Below are 17,918 nucleotides of genomic sequence, written 5' to 3' on the forward strand. Positions count from 1 at the left end.
GCAGCCCACTCACCTCCTCGTGATTTGTAGTTAACTGTTATCCCTATGGCTGTAGAATAGTAAGAAATTAGCTCGAAGGCAACATATTTCATGCTGTTTTGTGCCTTGAGCGAAGCGAAAGGAATGGCTATATAAATGACACATCAAATTTCAATCCACGCTCTCTCGCAGAGAGCGACAAGAAGTGGTTACTATAACAGAGAAGCTAAATGGGATTTCAATCCACGCTCTCTCGCAGAGAGCGACGGCTGAGACAGTTGATGTAGTTAGAATAGTAAGAGATATTTCAATCCACGCTCTCTCGCAGAGAGCGACAAATTTCATATCTTCACGAGTTATACAGTACATTTATTTCAATCCACGCTCTCTCGCAGAGAGCGACGGCAATACTTCGAGAATTTTATTGATGGAGCAGGATTTCAATCCACGCTCTCTCGCAGAGAGCGACTGGTTATGGTCGAGTAAACATTTTTGATATTCATATTTCAATCCACGCTCTCTCGCAGAGAGCGACTAACGTATCTCTTAATCATGCTTTGCTTAAGTACATTTCAATCCACGCTCTCTCGCAGAGAGCGACGTAAGGATAAGGCTGATCAGTATGCTGAGTGGGAATTTCAATCCACGCTCTCTCGCAGAGAGCGACTCAAAACGGATAAGGCTCCTTACGATATATGGCTATTTCAATCCACGCTCTCTCGCAGAGAGCGACTTAAAAAAAGCACAAGCAAGTGCAACGCGGGCAAAATTTCAATCCACGCTCTCTCGCAGAGAGCGACGTTAGGTTTTTAGTGCATTGACTAGCTAGTTAGTTATTTCAATCCACGCTCTCTCGCAGAGAGCGACACGCTTTTAATATTCAAATGACTACAGGTAAAATATTTCAATCCACGCTCTCTCGCAGAGAGCGACTCATGGTGGATACTGGATGGTAATTGAAGTATGATTTCAATCCACGCTCTCTCGCAGAGAGCGACTTTTGTATTATGAAACAAATGTATATTTAGTTAATTTCAATCCACGCTCTCTCGCAGAGAGCGACGACATAGGGGTCTTTTTAACTTCGGAGTATTGCCTATTTCAATCCACGCTCTCTCGCAGAGAGCGACTTGGCATACGCTCGCGGAACGCTCTATCCGAATTCGATTTCAATCCACGCTCTCTCGCAGAGAGCGACCAAGTGAGTTCAACAAAAGACATTGAAAATCTAATATTTCAATCCACGCTCTCTCGCAGAGAGCGACTGGCCGTTTGGGGTGCGCTTAATACCACAATTACAATTTCAATCCACGCTCTCTCGCAGAGAGCGACTAGGAGTATCAAGATTTTCATCAAATGGAGCAAATTTCAATCCACGCTCTCTCGCAGAGAGCGACTCACTTTCTTTGAGTCGGCTTGCAAAGATAGTGAATTTCAATCCACGCTCTCTCGCAGAGAGCGACAGGCAGTAGATGATTTAGATTCGCTATACAATAATTTCAATCCACGCTCTCTCGCAGAGAGCGAAGCAAAAAACAATGATTTTATCCACTATTAAAAAGTTCTTATCACAATAATTAGGGTTTTCCACTAAAACTGCATCAAAAACCTACGACTATCCACATATTTCAACACAATTCTTATTATTTCGCGGTGCGAGAGCCCCTGGAATTCTATGCTCGCTATACATTCGCACTAAATAACGCTACTTAATAGCTTATATAACGCATAAACGCGCTTAATCCCCAAACAGACTCATTTGCTCTGGCGGCGTGCGCAGCACCATGTGCTCGAGCCGCTCGTTCTGCCGGATGTCTCCGTTGCGCCTGACCTCGTCGGTGCGAAGATAGGAATTTCGGCTATAAAGGGCCTGCCGGACGGAAAGCTGGTAAATCAGGGCAAAGCGGTTGGTAATCGAGCTTTGACTCAGATCGGAAAGGCAGATCATCTGCGTTTTGAACTTTTTGGCCACGCGCAGCATGGCTTCCAGCAGATGCTTGGACGAGGTTTTCCCGAACGGGTTGTCGATGAGAAAAACACGGGTGGTATCGGTCACACCGCTTTTGCCCATGATGCTGTTCCGCCGGTAACTCATCAAAGCGGAGACCAGTACGAAACAGGAAACGAAAAGTTCGCCGCCCGAGTTTTCAACCAACACGTCTTCCCAACTCCTCAGTCCACTGTTTTCCTTGATCTGATCAACCTTATAAAGCGAAACGGGGATGTTCGCTGTATTCAACACCTGGCAAAGCAGTTCCCGGTCCGAAAACAGAGCGCCTACCCGTTTGCGCAGTGTTTCCTCCGGAAGCGTACCTGCCGCCTTTTCCGCGCGCAGGATGGCGATACAGTGTTCCACATATGCTGCCATCCGCTTATCTTCTTCACCGTCGAGCACTTCCGGCACCCCGATTTTGAGCGTCTGACGCGGCGGGGAGCCCGGCCAGAGATTGACCAGCGAACTTTTGGAAAGTTGGCGGAGGCCGTCGTACAGGCTGTGCCCCTGAATCAGAGCGTGGCGGACGATATTCTGCTTATCGGTTTCCAGATGGGCCAGGTCGGCCGCCAGCACGGCGAGGGTATCCCGCAGGCGGGCGGACTGATCCGTCATCCGCTCATACACAAAATAATAGGCGCTGTAGGTCGATGCCGTTTCCTCGAGGGGAATATTCCGGAGATACCGGGTAAGGATCGGGTGCTTGTCCCCATAGTTCCGGCGCAAATCCCGCAGCCGTTCCTGCAGATAACTGCGTTGCTCTTTATTCCTTTCTTCCGTTTCCTTATAATTTTTCCCGGCTTTGACGATGTCGAATTCTTCCCAACCACCTTCCCTTGGAGCGGCGAGGGGCAGCACCTCCTCGGGGGCGATATAGTTCAAAATACGGTTTGAGCGCTTCGTCAGTTCTTCCATCACTTGCTCACAATGCGCCCGTTCGGTGGAAAGGCGGCCCAGCAGCTCTTTAATGTCCTGCCGACGCTGCCCATAGTTTCCGTAGATCTGCTCCGGGGGCAGCGGTTCGGAAAGTCCCGCGCCGGATAAGGATCTTCGGGCGTCCGCCATGCGCTCTTGAGCGGCGGTATATTTACCCTGCTCCACAGCCTGGGCGTCCTGTGCCGCGGCGGCCGCTTTTTCCGCCTGACGTTCCTTTTCATCCGCGTCGGAGAGCGCTTCGTCCGTAAAGCGCATGTTCTCGTATAGGGCCGGAGAAAGGTGCCCATAGCGGCGCAGAGCCTTTTCCGCGTTGTTTTCCGCGCTTACCGCGTCTTTAATCTTCCCGTGCAAAGAATTCTCGTCCTGATTGCGCTGATTAAGAATATCGCGGTAGCGCTCTTCCAGCACCGGCAGACTCCCCTCAAGCAGTTCGGCAGTTGAGGGACTGCCGAGTTCAGCCCGACGCTTATGGCAATCATCCAATTCCTGTTGCAATCGCGTGTTTTCCCTTTTCTTTTCTGCAAGGCTTTCCGTAAGCTCCCGCTCGAGCGTGCGATTTTGGGTCAGCCGATGATTGGCGTCAGAGATTTCAGCAGCCAGCTCATTTTGCCGCCGCATACTGACCCTATATTGGTCGTCCCTCTCCAGGAAATCGGCAAACAACCGACGGTGGCGCTCCGCAGTCTCAGCCTTCTCCTTGTTTTCCTGAAGTGCGGTGACAAGGGCGGATGCTTCCTTTGCGGTCTGCTCCGTCTCTATCTCCAGTTCCGCCACCCTGCTTTTCACCCTTTGGTATTCCCGCTTCGCGTCCTCCAGCGCTTGCGCCAGCTGCTCCGAGCTTTCCGCCGTATAGGGGAAAGCTTCCTTTAGTTCATGCAGATCGGCTTCCAGCTGTGCTCGCTGTTCCTGCAGATGCCTTTTGGCCGCAGCCTGCCGCTCAATTTCCTGCCGCAGCAAATCAGCATAAGCTTCTTTTGTTTCCGCGCGCAAACTTTGCCCGTTATAAAAGCAGGCCAACCGCAAGCCGGATGGCAGTTCCACCATCCGCCCATCCGGTTTCCCCGGCGTGGCGACATCTTCGAAAGCGATCACCGGGCAGACCCGGTTGATCGCTTCGTCCGAAACCGGCAAACGCGCGAGATCGCCTTTCGCCACTAAAAAGCAATAGGGCAGCATGGGATTAGCCCGGAGAAAAGCGTCTTGCTCTTCCTGGGAAAGCCTGCTGAGATAAGTCTCCCCCGTATCGTAAACAATACCGGACGCTGCGAGCAATTCACCATACCGGTGAGCGGTATGCAGATTGCCGGTCTCACAGTCATGCAATGTTTCCATAGCCGACAGATACCGCCGCTGCACGCTGTCTAGTTCCTTCTGTCTTTCCTCACCCAGCCGGACCAGTTCGTTTTGACAATAATCACCATCATAAAGCCGCTCAGTGGGAATACCGTGCCGCGCCAGAATCCCTTGGCGCCGGGCCCGCGCTTCGGTAAAGGCGGCGAGCGCTTGCTTCCCTTGCTCAATGGCAAGGCCGGCTGATTCACGGTGCTGACCCAGTGTCTCCCGTTCAACCTTCTGGGCGGCCGCCTGTGCCTTATTTTCTGCCGTAGCCTGGGTAAGGTTCTCTTTTTTCGCCTGCAGCGCGGCCTCCCGCTTTTGCAGCTCCTTCTGGGCAAACTCAATCTCAGACGGCGGCAGTTCACCGAGTAGATTGCGGGCAAGCACGAGGCTGAGTTCCCGCAGCGTTTTCTCCTCATAGGAGCGGAAATTTCGAACGCGCTCCTCCAAAACTCCGTCCTCCCGCCGGGCCTTCACTAACAGCTCCTCCAGTTCCTTGCCCCGCTGTTCCGTCTTGCGCAAATTTCCGGCATCCTCTTCCGCGCCGCAGCGCAGCCGAGCGATTTCTCCTTCATGGTCTTGGATGGCCTGACTGTAGCGAACAAAAAGCGTATAGACGACGCGCTGAAAATCCTCATCCGCCCGACCACTCCGCAGCAACTTAAGCTGTTCGTTCAGTGACCGGCGCATTTCCCGTGCCCTCTGCCGCTCCTCGGCATAGCGGGCGGCTTCCAGACATTCCCGTGCCTGTTTGGCCTCCGTGTGCTGCCGCTTGGCGTCTTCCCATAGCGTCTTAGCCTTCTGCCAAAGTTGCTCCCGCGTATGATATTCCTCGGCGCGGTGCAGGCAGTTCTCCGATACTTCCTCTTGGTGGATCGTTTCCAGTTTTCCGTTCTGCTCCCATTCCTGAGCGGAAAGCTCCGCCTTTTTCTGCTCCGTTGCCTGCTTCCGTCGATTAAGATGAACATACAAACCGGACAGCTCACCCGCCGTCTTTTCGGCGGCGTCCAGCCCCGTACAGAGAGCAGACAGTTCAGCGACAAAATCATCCGCTTTCTGAGAAAAATCCTCCAGCAGTTCCTTTTCCTTGAGTGTTTCCTCTTTTTCCAGAATCGAGGACATCAGTGTCCGGAAGAGTTCCGCCAACTCCTTACTCCCGCCGCTGAGCTCCTCGGATACGGTTTTCAAAATCCACCGGTCCATCAGGCTGTCGGAGGTCTTGCAGGCGGCAAACAGCTCGTCCACGCCGCCCTCCTTGTCATTGATGTCGGCGATGAATTCCCATTCCTCCGGCAGGATGCCGTACTCGCGCAAAGCGGCCTTATAGGCTTCGCTTTCATCGCGGATAAAGCAGCGAAGCTGAAACGATTCACCATTCGCCTGCCGCAACAACTCACGCGCCTTATCGTAAGGGGTATAGATCACACCGCCCTCCTCGTGCGCGATCAGCGGGATGCGGCGGATATCGTAATCATTGGCCTCATCATAATAATTGAGAAAGGTGAAATATTTCGTCCGGGACGATTGCTCGTCTGATTGGCCAATCGAACACATGGCAACACCGGTCAGCAGATAAAAAGAATGCTCGCTATTGTCGAGCTTCCACTCGATCATGATATAGCTCGGTGCGCTGGTCTTGGAAAGATAGTCGTCGATTTTGCGTTTATGAATGCGGCGCGTGGGCAGAATCGGCTGCAGCATCATCTGCACGAGGACGCTTTTGCCGCCGCCGTTTGCCAGGTTGAGCAGCATATCCTCGCCGTCGTAGCTGTCATACAGCTCATCGAGAATGATCCGCTTTTCCCAGGAAACGTTAGCGATGCGAATGCGGTTGATTTTAGGCATGGCTGTTCTCCTCCCGCGCAAACAAACTCTGGATGGCGGCCACACGCTCGTCGCTGAGGTAATAGTTCGTCATCAGATCCTTGAGCCGGGTCGTGGGGCGGATTTCCGTCCCTTCCTCATAAAAACCGATCAACTTTTGCTTTTCCAGCGCACGGCAGGCCTTGAGCACCGTCTCTTCCCGGGAGGCGCGCCGGCTGTCTTCCCGAATGGAGAGGTTATTCCAAGTCTGGGCCACCTGCGTAAAGTTAATTTCCATTTCTTCCTGCCAAACCGCTGCGGCCTGCTCTTCTGGTATGGCCAAGCGCCGGTCGAGTTCCGCCACGATATCCTTGATCTGCAAAAACGGCGTGCGCAATGGGTCGGTGTTTTTGCCGCCGAAAAACAGATAAAGGATCACCATCATGATGGTGCATTGCAGAAACGCGTCCACCGTGCGCGCGGCGCTGCCGATCCCTTTGCGCAAATCGCCCAGCGTCAGGCTCAGGAAAGGGTTGTCCATTTCCGGAACTAGGTAGACCGCATGGGGCACTTCCACCAAAGTAAACATCAGCTCTTCGGCGAACTCCTCCAATTCGGCGCGCACTTTTGGATCCTTGAAATCAGCAAAACGCGCCGGGTTAGAGGTATCGTTCAGTTCACCGTCCGTCAACAGGATTTTCAAAATCTGCAGTGTTTCCTTCATCAATTTCCACCTCAAATAAAAGATCGTCCATGGTCAGACGCGGCGTTTCGGTAAGCCCGTCCGCCACAGAATAAGGGGGCAGGGTACACTCCATATACCGACCGGCTTTTTTAATCCGGATACATCTCAACCCGTAAAAATCCGGATGAAGCCGTCCAATCCGGCCGAGACAGTACGACAGGTCAAACTCCCCGGCACAGTCCTCGCTCCATTCGTCATGCTGTTCCTTCCAGAGCGCCAGATCAATGCTTCCGGCCTCAAAAAGGCGCAGCATGGCCAGAAATAATAGCCGTTCCCGGCACAGTTCGGCAAACCCCTCTTCCTGCCGGAGCGCATTATAAAACATTTCTAAGGAAAAGCCTGCGGGGTGGGTCGCCGCGAAAGCGAGCAAACGGTTGACAACCCGGACATGCGCGCGGTTGCGCCATGCTAAACGCTCCTGCGCCGCCTGTTCGGACTCCACGGCCTCTTCTTCCACCGTTTGCTCCCGTTCAACTTCCCGGATCTTGGCCTGGCGGTCATAAATCAGTTTCAAATTTAAGATGGGTGAAAGCTGTGGCAAAAACAATGGCGCGAGCAACCCCCGGCTTAAGCGATCCATCGCCTCCGGTGACCGGATGGTACAGGCGGCAAGCGGCGCGAGAATTTCATCTTCCATGTTATACCGCCGCGTAGCATGATAGGCAATCGCATCCTCCAGCACATGCAGATAGAGTTTCTTCATCTTTTCGCACTGAATCAGCATCTGCCTTTGCAAGGAAAGCGCACGGCGCACGTTGGCAAGGATACCCAGCACCTCGGTGCGGGCCACCTGCGCTTTCTCATCCAGCCGCCCGCGGCGTGATTCCTCCTCGTCCAGCTGTTCCTGGGCCCGGCGCACCTTCGCCTCTATTTTCTGCATGGTGCCATATTCTTCGGCCAGCATGGCATCCACGCCGCGCATCAGAGCATCGTAATCCTGGCCGGAAATGGCGGAGAGGTCGCCGCGGATCTCCGCTTCAAACTGGGCCAGCTCTCGGCGTTTTTGAATCAGCATCCGCACCAGCTCGCGGCTCTGGCCGATGGCTTCTTTGTAGTAATGTTTTTCGATCTGCATCTGCAGGCGCATTTCCTCGATCTGAAAGCCCAGCTCGTCGTCCACTTCTTTGGTCCGGAACAGGAAATCATAGCCCTGTCGGGTCAGTTCAAAAATGACCTGATTGTGCTCGTTCACCTGATCGGCAATCAGCCGGACGGTCTGTTCCCGAAAACCGGCGGCAGCATAATCCATCACCTTGTAAGTGCGCTTCACCCCTTTGTTCTGGAGAATATCCTTAACGAGATACCGCGCGAGCGCATCTGCTTGCGCCGCGGAAAAGTGTTTTCCATAGGCGGGAAGCACGGCGCTTAAGAATCCGGCGATACTCTCGAGGGTACAGTCATGGTCCTCCGCCAGGGTGCGCTCCATAATAAATACCAAGATGGAAAACAGCAGGTTGTCGATCTCCTGTGGCGCGAACTGCTGCTCGATCTCACTATTCTTATTGATGCGGTTGACGATGGAATCCACCACGGCGGCAAACTCCATCCGCTTCTCAAACCGTTCGAGAAAATCAAACATCGCCATCCTCCACTTTTAAAAGCTGTTGTTCTAGGAAAGGGCAGGTTAGAATTTCCTGCGGCAGATAACGTCCCGCCGCAAGCAACCGGGCCATTTCCTCCGCCTCATCGGAGGTAAACAGGCTGAGAAAGTCCGCCATCCGCGCGGGTTTAGCCTGATCGGTATGTAAAAGTCCGTAGCCCGTCGTTCGCCCGCGCCGCAGCATGGCCCGATAGGCTGGCAGGAACAGCGAAATGTTCAACGCAGGGTTTTGTTCCGCCACAGACAGAAAAATGTCGATGCCGGCGTAATCCAAATCACCAAAATATAAAAACCGCGGCAGGGTGTCCGGCAGCAGCGCGGCATATTCTTCCAACGCATGCGGACGCGTTGCTTTCCGGCCTTCACCCAGCACCACACCGTCCAGATGGACACCGAACAGCCGGCGCTTTGCGGGATACTGCAAAAACAACCGGCGCAAAGTATACCAGGTATCTTTGTTTTCCAGAATGAGCAATGTTTGAATCGGTTCCCCAGCCAGATAATCAAAAAACGGCTCCGGCGTCGGATAAGTATGCAAACGGGTCTCCCAGTCGTTGAAGCGCAGCACGCCCCGGCAAAGGGCGCTGTCCAGTTGCTTTTCATTATGCCAGACGGCAAAGGCACGTTCGTTCCGTGACATGGGCCGGGCCAGCTCCCCCTGGCATTTTTTCATATAATCGTTCAGCGGAAGCAACAGTTCCCGGTGTTTCCGGTAAAGTTCCGGCTTTTGCAGATAGCCGGAGATATTGAGGGCAGGGGAAAGCTGCCGGATCGCGTCAAGGTCGGCGGAATCGTCTGCCTGCGGACGCAGGATCCGGTATTTGAGCCGCAGCGGCGGCACCATGCCGTTGTTGTTGCGGGCAGAACCGACAGGCTTGAGCAAACCGAGTTCCTCTAATCGCGTCACAGCATCATACAACCCGGAGTAGTCGGCGGACGAAAGGCATTCCTTTAGCTGGTCGAGGGTCACAAAGCTGCCTTTATATTGCTCAAGATTGTTTATGACTTTCGCGATATCCATGGACTTTTTCCACCTGCCCTGTAAAAGTAATTGATATCATTTGACTAATTGACTAATGCTAATATTGACATTCGTGAGAATTCGGCTCATTTCCTCTTTAGCTGTATAATTTGACAGAAATATTTTGAAGGCTTCCATATGTCAGGGAATAGACCCCGTTGCGCCTATGAATTTAATGTTAATATATGGTATAATTATTCTAAATGAATAAATGGGAGTGATCTTATGTCCATTCCTGAATCGAATAAAAAGTATACTTATAATGATTACCTCACTTGGCCTGAAGATGAACGTTGGGAAATCATCGACGGAGTACCTTTTATGCAATCTGCGCCTTCCTGGCAGCATCAAGCTATATTAAGTGAGTTGCATAGACAGTTTGCCAATTACTCTCTCAATAGCCCCTGTCGAGCATTTGTATCACCTTTTGATGTTAGACTTCCGGATTTAGAAGAAAACGATGAAGATGTTACTACCGTCGCTCAGCCTGATTTAACCGTCATCTGTGATTCCTCAAGATTACAAGGAACCGGGTATTATGGGACACCAACTCTTGTTATAGGAATTACCTCACCTACAACTGGTAAAATGGATAAGCTCTATAAGTTTAACAAATATGAAGAAGCCGGAGTTAAAGAATACTGGATTGTAGAGCCGGAACCAAAAATTGTAAGTGTCTTTGTTCTTCAGAAAAATCAAAGATATGGTAGGCCAGATGTCTATCCGGAAGATGCAAAAATTCTCGTCAGTACTTTTCCGGATCTAACAATTGACTTAAAACCAGTCTTCAAATAAGTGAGTTGTGATATTTATGCCATTACCACGAGAAGGAGGAAAATATTCATACGCCGATTATCTGACCTAGCCGGAAGGTGAACGTTGGGAGATTATTGACGGAGTACCCTATATGCAAGCAGCACCGTCGCCAACTCATCAACTGATATCCGGTGAATTATATAGGCAATCGGCGAACTATTTACAAGATAAGACCTGTAAGGCTTATCCGGCCCCCTTTTGTGTAAGATTAACCAAGGGTGATGAAAAGCAAAACGAAGATATAAAGAAAGTTGTTGAGCCGGATATCATTATTGTATGTGACAAATCCAAGATTGACGATAAAGGCTGTGCCGGTGCCCCTGATATGATCGTTGAAGTTATGTCTCCATCTTCGGTAAAGATGGACAGATTTATAAAGTTCAACAAATATGAAAAAGAAGAGGTAAAGGAATATTGGATCATTGAGCCTGAGGCGAAGCTTGTAAGTGTCTTTGTGTTGCAAGAAAACCAAAGATATGGCAGACCGGATATATATACAGAGGATGATAAAATAAAAGCATCCATATTTCCCGATCACATAGTAGACTTAAAACCTGTATTCGAAGGCATTTAGACGTAAGCGTCAAATAGACGCTTACGGTTATCTTCACGACACCATTATATCCACCGCTTACAAGTTACATTGAGGAAAACAGAAAAAGAGACCCGAAATGTTTAATGAACAAATCGGATCTCTTTTGCGTTTATCGAATCTTTTGGGAGGGCTTATGATGCACCCTTAGCCCGGCGCACAGTCAGACCCCGTTGGCCGATTACTTTTTTACCAATCCCATGTCCAGCTAGACCCCCAACCCGTTTGACTGAATCCGGGGCCCCGTCCATGCCCATACTTTGGCATCATCGGTCAACGATCAGGGGACCGCAGTGCGGAAGGACTGCTTTCTGTTTCCGTTACCAGCACGGCGGCCGAAAACGATTCACCGCCTGACCCTAAAGACGAAGGAGCAATTAAGACATTCCCGCTCTTATCCGCCATGGCGACCGGCGTAACCACGTTGCCGGAAGCATTCAGCGGCTAGCCATCCACTTTGGCTGAGGAATAGTTGACCGTTCCCATATTCGCCAAGGGATAAAGCTGGCTGTTCTCATTCGAAGTATCCTCGCTAATCCACTCTGCTAAGGTGCCTATTTCCTGAGCATAGGTCGAATTTAAAGTTACGGTAATCGTTTGGGCTTGCGTTCGGCCATCCGGTGTTGTCACCATGTACGTAAGGTCCCAAACATTGGTCGAACTGTCCATAGCGCCAAAGAGTGTGGAGTTTTCTTTCTCCAATTTCAATCCACGCTCTCTCGTAGAAGGCGACTTGCTAATTTAGATGAAGCCACTGGTAAAATTTATCGGCTCATTTAAGAATGTCATTGTACGGAGATGCCTATGGCTTTATCTATCTAAGAGTCTTAACCCATGCTTTTATGGGATACCTTTTTGTTTTGTTTGTGGTATCTTTTATTAAAATATGGCGCCATTCCATACCCTTATTCAAATCTTTCGTTGTCATTTCGATTGTTGCCTATACCCCGTTGAACTATATTAATGTCGATAGAATAATTGTAAAGGAAAATATTGCACGCTATACCGAGGGAAAAACTATAGACGTTTACTATTTAACAACACTGACCCCCACGCTAAGGAAGGTTTCTGTTTACAAATAGCGAATAGGTAAGACATCACCCAAGTTGGAGGGAGAATTTTATGGCATACGATTTCAAAAAGGAGTTCAAATCGCTTTATGCACCTGCCGCAAGACCGACTCTTATGGACGTTCCGGAGATGACTTTTGTTATGGCAGATGGCCAAGGTGACCCAAACACGTCAGCCGAGTACACAAACGCTGTCGGAGCTTTATATGGGTTTTCCTATACTGTAAAGATGAGCAAAATGGGCGGCAATACCCCTGACGGCTATTTTGATTTTGTCGTACCGCCGCTTGAGGGATTATGGTCTGTGGAAGGCGGGAAAAGCGCCCCGACCTTCATTGATAAAAGCAGATTCAAATGGACATCTATGTTGCGTGTACCAGACTTCGTTACGGAGGATATTTTTTAGCAGTTCAAAGGAATCCTCTCCACCAAGAAACCCGAACTTGACTTGTCGGTTATCCGGCTTGAAAAGTTCACCGAGGGACTATGCGGGTAGATTACCCACATAGGTCCTTACGACGGCGAACCGCCGACCATAGCGGCATTAGAGCATTTTATTGAAGAAAGCGGCTATCGCACGGAGATGTCGGGTATGCGCCGCCATCACGAGATTTATCTCGGAAACCCGCGCAAGGTTACGCCCAAGAAACTGAAAACGATTATCCGGCATCCGATTGTGAGGAAATCATGCTCGGAGCAATAATCGGCGACATCGTAGGCTCGGTCTACGAGTATGTATGCCGTCGGTGGCGCAAATTTGTACTGGATTTCGAGTAAAAGACCGAGCGGTTCAAATTTAACGATTACCTCTGTCTGTTAACGGTTACTCCAAAAAAATGCACCGCTCTCTTGAAATTTAACGGTTACTTTCGCCGGCTGCGTTGCTCCAACGTAAGCCCAGAAATGACCGCTGATACTAAAACGAAAGAAGCCATGAAAGTCCAATATTACTGGGCTTTCACGGCTTTTCTGCATGAGTGTCTTTTTAAGCTCATTGATTGACTTGGATCGCTGCAACGGTTGTCAGGCCTGAAGCGTTACTTGCAAGATGGAGAACAAAGTGGCTTTGGGGGTTTTCTAGAATCGCGTTCATCGCATGGGCCCGGTTGAAAAATTTCGAGATAAACTAGAGATGTTTTATTTCCTAAGGCAATGCATGCATTGTGAAAATTAATCATCCAACATTGAAACGATAAATTCAGTAAGATCTTGCACCCTTACTCTGGCTTTTGCTTTTCGAACTGCACCGCTCATGGTCCGTTTGCATTGTTGACAACCTGTTACGACGGTTTGAGCCCCAGTTTCTTTAATCATATTTACCTTTAAATCACTTATATTTGCAGCTAATTCTTTATCAGTCATCTCTAAGTTCCCACCTCCGCCGCAGCAAAGCGAGTTTTCTCGATTTCGTTCCATCTCAACGAGTTTTACACCTGGAACCGAGGTAATCAGTTGGCGCGGCTCATCATAAATTCCACTATTCCGGCCTAAATCGCAAGGGTCATGGTAAGTTACAATTTGTTCTTTTTCTTTCAGCTTTAAACGGCCTTCCTGCCTTAATTTCAATAAATATTGACTGCTGTGTAAGACAGGAAAGGGCAATTCTCTGTTTAATAAACGTGGATATTCATGTTTCCACGTATGCAAACAAGAAGGGCAGCTCATAACTATGCAGGAGGGAGACAGTTCTTCAATCCTGGCGATATTTTCTTCGGCTAGTTTTTTTATATCATCCGTTAATCCGGCTGCCATCAGGGGAAAGCCACAACACATCTCTTCTGCTCCCATGGTTGTAAAATTAACCCCGACTTTAGTCATGATTTTGACCATGGACTGAGGAATACTATACGCCGCTGGGAATAATGAAGACACGCAGCCTAAGAAATAAAGAACTTCAGGATTTTTCTTGCCATTCAGACCCTCTGGAACTTCATCCAAGTTTTCTGACCATAATAATCGGCTACTTTGCTCTTCACCCGATATATTGCCTTTATCTCGGACAGTATCCCGAAGAGAATACATCACCTCTGGAGCTTTACCCGACTTAGCAATCCGTTGGCGTAAATCAAGCCACATTTGACGTGTGTCAATATTAAGATGGCAAACTTCTCTGCATGCCCCGCATAAAGTGCATTGGTAAACGCGATCAATTAATTTTTGAGGATATTCCTGTTCATTTGCGGCCTGTACCAAAGCCATTTTTCCGCGTGGAGAAAAGGACTCCCATCCGCCTACTTCATAGGCTGGACAAACATCCCTGCAGTAACCGCAGCGGCCGCATATCGTCGTCTCTTCATTTAGACCCTCATAAAAAAACGGCTTGTCCATTTTCTTCACTCCTTTTCTCTTGCCCCAGTATATCTTTGCAGCAAACTGGCCATTCGCGTCCCAAATGAGAAAAACCAAGGAGGAAGGAGGGAAGGATAAGTATAGTGTTTCCCTGGATTTAATAATCCTTTAGGATCTAATTCTTTTTTTCGCTTTTTAAGTTTTGCCAATTCAACTTTTGAAAATATCGATGGTAAATAAGGTGTATTCCAAAGCCCCACGGAATAGGGATGTCCTCCCAAATTAATCGCCAGCTGATGGAGTCTTCCTGTAACCGCCATAGCAACAATATAACCTAAACCTTGTCGAGAATCTGCCCGGTAGGCTGTAAACATCGTCATCTTTTGAGAATTGACAATGGTGCCATAGCTGTAAAACTTGGTGCGCATTCGGCTGCCAAGCCGGGCTACCGAATCTTGGTATTGACTAAGATTATTAACCCCTATCCAATCTTCAGCTGCCATTAACGTTGGTCCGAGCCGTTTAATCCGCATATGGTAAAAACGCTCTTTCCATTCAGAAACTCCAACTTCCGTTGGAAGTATTTCAGCTCCAAATGTCCCCGCTAATTGTTTGATTATCTTCTGACCGCCCTGCACAGTTTCCTGATTGCCCTCATAATCAACAGCAAGGATCTCCCCGTGGGGCGCCGGGTAGCCTAATTGACGAAAGAAATCAAAATAATGTGCACTATAATATCCCAAGTTATAAGGACGATTCGCCTCTTCGGCAACTGTTGCTGCTGCTTTACTGAGCGAAGCCACATCTTTAAAGGAAAGCAGCCAGTGTCCTTCCACATCAGGTGCATGTCTGATCTTCAAAGTTACCTTTGTAACCAACCCTAACGTTCCGTCACTCCCGGCAAACCAAGAGATGGCCGGTTCACTGGCTTGGGTCACTTCCTTGATTGTTCCATCGGGTAAGACAACTTCCAGACGCACAACTTGCTCACTTAAAGGGCCAAAAGCCAGACTGCCAATGCCGTACCCTTCCATATTGAGCCAGCCACCGATAGTTGCCGTAGGCGCACTGCTCGGATAACTCCTAACCGCCCATCCCTTTTGACGCAACGCTTTATCAAGTGCTTCCCAACGTTGACCAGCCCCTACGGTCACTTCTTCCTGCTTCTCATCAAGATTAAGAATACCGCTTATACCGCTTAGATCAATGGTTATCCCCTTCTTGACCGGCACACTGTTAAAAAAGGCAGACGAACCGCTGCCCCGTGGGATAATCGGAATCCCTTGGCTATACGCGTACTGAGCCAGTGCAGCCACTTCTTCCGTATTTTGCGGCCGTGCAACCAAATCGGGAATGGTTTCTAAGCGTAATGCCCAACGCATAATCCCAGGGACCTCCGCTAAATCGCGACCATAGGTTACACGTTCCCACCAATCGTCTGTGATACGGTTACACAGAAGCTCCGACAAATGATTATCCACCTCAACACCTTCTCCCCTTGAAGTCGTTTTTAACCGTACGTTCTAATGGGTGCTAAAAAGTCTTTCCGCCTGATGATACCAAGGAGCCCCTTTAAATAATGATTCATGGTTTAAAACATCCTGAATTTGCCGCGGGGAAACTCCATTTTTCATCCAAGCGATAACCGCACCGGCTCCTCGATAATATCCTACAAACTGTACCCCTAAAATTTTCTCTTCCGTATAAATCACTTTGTAATAGCCATTAGAATTATTTCGTTCACACACCACTAGGTTGTCTGCATCTTTAAGACTGGTTTCAGTAAATCCCGCGGAAACCGCTGTTACGCCGCCGATCTCCTCGATCATTACACCTAGCGCGCCTTGGTAAACTCGTTCAAATCCTAAACAACTGCTGGCAGCAACCTCCGCCTGTTCCTTTGCGCTTGCCCAGAGCAAGCTTAGGGTTGGCTTTTGCAGGAGCCGATCCCAGATCTGTACACAATCTCCGCATGCATATACATTGGGTTCGCTTGTCTGCATCCGCTCGTCGACCTTGATCCCTCTTAACGATCCTGTCTTAATGCCGGCTTCTTGGGCAATAACTGTGTTGGAACGCACCCCCGCAGCCCAAATGACCAAGTCGCTGGGAATTGTTCCTTGAGTCGTTGTCACCCCAGTAACTTGATCTGTGCCCTCAACTCCCATGACCTTCTCATTAACCAACACTTTTACGCCATGCTTTTCGACAGCAGCCTGAAGAATACGGGAGGCTTGCAAGTCAAAGGCTGTAGGCATAATTCGATCGACCATTTCAATAAGTGTGACATCGAGGCCGCGTTCTTTTAACGCCATGCTTGTTTCCACACCGATGGCACCCGAACCAACAACAACGGCGGACCGGCCTCCCCAAGCCATAATTTTTTCAACATCGGCTAAAGATTTGAGGGTAAAGTTTCCCGGTATTTTGGCACCAGGTACCGGAGGGACAAGAGCCGAACTTCCGGTTGCGAGGATCAGCTTGTCGTAATCAATCCACTGTTGACCTGCCTTCACCTTTTGTTGCTTCACATCAATACTCTCGACAACTGTTCCCTTAAGAAGCTTAATTTTATCAATACCCGGAAGTTCGGGGACAAATATCCCTTCGCGGGCTTGATAACCATGCAGATAGTCCGGAAGGGCACACGCTGAATAGAGTGGAACTTTTTCTAATCCAATCAAAGTAACTTTTGTCCTTGGAGCTAATGAGTGAATCCTACTGGCCACCGTATAGCCCGCTATGCCATCCCCAATAATAACAATGTTGGATTTTTTGATGCTCATGATAAAATAGGCCTCCTTATCCTTTCATTGATCATCTGCTTGGCCTCTTCAATACGATGAGCACCTGCCCAAAGTTCCACAGGTGTACAACTCCAGCCTGTTACACACTCAAGCAAACTGCACAGTTCTTCCACAGATTGTCCGAGTCCGGAAGAAATCCACTGCGGACAACTCCCTGTGGCTAACCACAAGTTTAAAGCCGCATTCTGAACTGTAGATTCTCGAGAAAGCATAAGCCGCTCGCAATGACCGTGGCATACTGCACATCCGTTTGATCCATTGCTTAGGCCTGTCTCTTTCCATCGTTTGACGATTTGACTTGATTGGGCTAAAACATCTTTAGGTTTAGCGAGAGGTAAACCTTTTTTCCCTTGAACGATAACCGCCTTAACGTTCCGCCGTTCCAAAAGAAACCGTGCTTCTGAATCCGCGCTCACCAACCCGCTGCTTGTCACAATTCCAGTGTCAGTACTTACCAGCGCTTCGGCTTCATCGCCAAAATTTCGTTTCATTATTTTAAAAAATGCTGCTGTACCTTGGTTTTCTTGATATTCTTTAATATCGCATCCATTTTCATACAGAATAATATAACAGGGTTTGCGGGCCGTCTTCCAAAGTATGACTTGATCCCAGCCCGTAAACTTCAGGACCGCTCCCCAATTTCCAGTTCCATATACGCTTGTTAATTGGCCATTAAACGGATGTAAACCGTCAAGCGACCAAACGTTTTCTCCCATTACGGGAGAGCCAACTAATGGCCCGGCCGCAATACTCACGATATCACCAGCCAGCCGTTCCCACCCCGGTAATTTCCCTGCCTGAACAGCGATATTCAGTCCCTGTCCACCGATCCATTGGTAATAATAATCTTCTAGAAGTGTCTCTTTATGACACTCTCCTTTGCTTAAATCTATAACAATAAGTTTTCCAGTCCAGCCAAACACTTTCCTCAC

The 17,918-nt window shown here is 49.3% G+C and carries 13 protein-coding genes, 2 pseudogenes and 1 CRISPR repeat array; of the genes and pseudogenes, 5 read left to right on the top strand and 10 right to left on the bottom strand.

The window, feature by feature from the left end; translation table 11 throughout:
* Positions 1-147: 147 nt before the first annotated feature.
* Positions 148-1,507: direct repeats of the CRISPR family, unit length 32 nt; unit sequence ATTTCAATCCACGCTCTCTCGCAGAGAGCGAC.
* Positions 1,508-1,717: 210 nt separating this feature from the next.
* From VB077_RS08105 to VB077_RS08120, 4 genes are read right to left on the bottom strand one after another with little or no spacing between them, the layout of a single operon-like run.
* Positions 1,718-6,088, bottom strand: a complete 4,371-nt coding sequence (locus VB077_RS08105) for a hypothetical protein (protein ID WP_323414721.1) — start codon at positions 6,086-6,088, stop codon at positions 1,718-1,720.
* Positions 6,081-6,770 carry a DUF6063 family protein gene (locus VB077_RS08110; RefSeq protein WP_323414722.1) on the bottom strand — a complete coding sequence of 230 codons (690 nt, stop codon included), beginning with the start codon at positions 6,768-6,770 and terminating at the stop codon, positions 6,081-6,083. Before VB077_RS08110 ends, VB077_RS08105 begins: the two co-directional genes overlap by 8 nt.
* Entirely contained in the window at positions 6,724-8,370 is a 1,647-nt protein-coding gene (locus VB077_RS08115) for a hypothetical protein (RefSeq protein WP_323414723.1), read from the bottom strand. The genes VB077_RS08110 and VB077_RS08115 overlap by 47 nt, the downstream gene beginning before the upstream one ends.
* On the bottom strand, positions 8,363-9,412 hold the full coding sequence (locus tag VB077_RS08120) for a hypothetical protein (RefSeq protein WP_323414724.1): 1,050 nt from the start codon (positions 9,410-9,412) through the stop codon (positions 8,363-8,365). Before VB077_RS08120 ends, VB077_RS08115 begins: the two co-directional genes overlap by 8 nt.
* A 225-nt stretch (positions 9,413-9,637) precedes the next feature.
* Here VB077_RS08120 and VB077_RS08125 point away from each other — a divergent pair, with 225 nt between their 5' ends.
* Complete coding sequence (locus tag VB077_RS08125; RefSeq protein ID WP_323414725.1) at positions 9,638-10,207, top strand: Uma2 family endonuclease; 570 nt, start codon at positions 9,638-9,640, stop codon at positions 10,205-10,207.
* Between the two features lie 16 nt (positions 10,208-10,223).
* Positions 10,224-10,802: pseudogene (locus tag VB077_RS08130) on the top strand (Uma2 family endonuclease).
* A 152-nt stretch (positions 10,803-10,954) separates the two neighbouring features.
* Here the strand turns inward: VB077_RS08130 and VB077_RS08135 are convergent.
* Together VB077_RS08135 and VB077_RS08140 are read right to left on the bottom strand one after the other, a co-directional pair.
* Positions 10,955-11,077 carry a hypothetical protein gene (locus VB077_RS08135; RefSeq protein ID WP_323414726.1) on the bottom strand — a complete coding sequence of 41 codons (123 nt, stop codon included), beginning with the start codon at positions 11,075-11,077 and terminating at the stop codon, positions 10,955-10,957.
* A gap of 187 nt (positions 11,078-11,264) precedes the next feature.
* A complete protein-coding gene (locus VB077_RS08140) occupies positions 11,265-11,528 on the bottom strand; it encodes a G1 family glutamic endopeptidase (protein WP_323414727.1) in 264 nt (87 codons plus the stop codon).
* 71 nt (positions 11,529-11,599) lie between these two features.
* Here VB077_RS08140 and VB077_RS16605 point away from each other — a divergent pair.
* The 3 genes and pseudogenes from VB077_RS16605 to VB077_RS08150 all read left to right on the top strand — a co-directional run.
* Positions 11,600-11,902 (top strand): annotated as a pseudogene (locus VB077_RS16605) (DUF4173 domain-containing protein); the annotation flags it as partial.
* A 40-nt stretch (positions 11,903-11,942) separates the two neighbouring features.
* Positions 11,943-12,296 carry a hypothetical protein gene (locus VB077_RS08145; RefSeq protein ID WP_323414728.1) on the top strand — a complete coding sequence of 118 codons (354 nt, stop codon included), beginning with the start codon at positions 11,943-11,945 and terminating at the stop codon, positions 12,294-12,296.
* A gap of 99 nt (positions 12,297-12,395) precedes the next feature.
* Complete coding sequence (locus VB077_RS08150; protein ID WP_323414761.1) at positions 12,396-12,593, top strand: hypothetical protein; 198 nt, start codon at positions 12,396-12,398, stop codon at positions 12,591-12,593.
* A gap of 467 nt (positions 12,594-13,060) precedes the next feature.
* Here the strand turns inward: VB077_RS08150 and VB077_RS08155 are convergent, their stop codons facing one another.
* From VB077_RS08155 to VB077_RS08170, 4 genes are read right to left on the bottom strand one after another with little or no spacing between them, the layout of a single operon-like run.
* Entirely contained in the window at positions 13,061-14,218 is a 1,158-nt protein-coding gene (locus VB077_RS08155) for a (Fe-S)-binding protein (RefSeq protein WP_323414729.1), read from the bottom strand.
* 5 nt (positions 14,219-14,223) lie between these two features.
* Positions 14,224-15,660 (bottom strand): FAD-binding oxidoreductase, encoded by a 1,437-nt coding sequence (locus VB077_RS08160; RefSeq protein ID WP_323414730.1) that lies wholly within the window; start codon positions 15,658-15,660, stop codon positions 14,224-14,226.
* A 42-nt stretch (positions 15,661-15,702) separates the two neighbouring features.
* On the bottom strand, positions 15,703-16,965 hold the full coding sequence (locus VB077_RS08165) for an NAD(P)/FAD-dependent oxidoreductase (protein ID WP_323414731.1): 1,263 nt from the start codon (positions 16,963-16,965) through the stop codon (positions 15,703-15,705).
* Positions 16,962-17,909: an aldehyde ferredoxin oxidoreductase N-terminal domain-containing protein gene (locus tag VB077_RS08170; RefSeq protein ID WP_323414732.1), complete on the bottom strand. Its 948-nt coding sequence runs from the start codon at positions 17,907-17,909 to the stop codon at positions 16,962-16,964. The genes VB077_RS08165 and VB077_RS08170 overlap by 4 nt, the downstream gene beginning before the upstream one ends.
* Between the last annotated feature and the right edge of the window lie 9 nt (positions 17,910-17,918).

Origin of the sequence: Desulfitobacterium sp. (assembly GCF_034927245.1) — a bacterium.
Classification (GTDB): Bacteria; Bacillota; Desulfitobacteriia; order Desulfitobacteriales; family Desulfitobacteriaceae; genus Desulfitobacterium_A.

Coding starts and splice junctions, on each gene's coding strand:
- VB077_RS08105 (WP_323414721.1), bottom strand. CDS start 6,088: ATGCCTAAAATCAACCGCATTCGCATCGCTAACGTTTCCTGGGAAAAG.
- VB077_RS08110 (WP_323414722.1), bottom strand. CDS start 6,770: ATGAAGGAAACACTGCAGATTTTGAAAATCCTGTTGACGGACGGTGAA.
- VB077_RS08115 (WP_323414723.1), bottom strand. CDS start 8,370: ATGTTTGATTTTCTCGAACGGTTTGAGAAGCGGATGGAGTTTGCCGCC.
- VB077_RS08120 (WP_323414724.1), bottom strand. CDS start 9,412: ATGGATATCGCGAAAGTCATAAACAATCTTGAGCAATATAAAGGCAGC.
- VB077_RS08125 (WP_323414725.1), top strand. CDS start 9,638: ATGTCCATTCCTGAATCGAATAAAAAGTATACTTATAATGATTACCTC.
- VB077_RS08135 (WP_323414726.1), bottom strand. CDS start 11,077: ATGGGCATGGACGGGGCCCCGGATTCAGTCAAACGGGTTGGGGGTCTA.
- VB077_RS08145 (WP_323414728.1), top strand. CDS start 11,943: ATGGCATACGATTTCAAAAAGGAGTTCAAATCGCTTTATGCACCTGCC.
- VB077_RS08155 (WP_323414729.1), bottom strand. CDS start 14,218: ATGGACAAGCCGTTTTTTTATGAGGGTCTAAATGAAGAGACGACGATA.
- VB077_RS08165 (WP_323414731.1), bottom strand. CDS start 16,965: ATGAGCATCAAAAAATCCAACATTGTTATTATTGGGGATGGCATAGCG.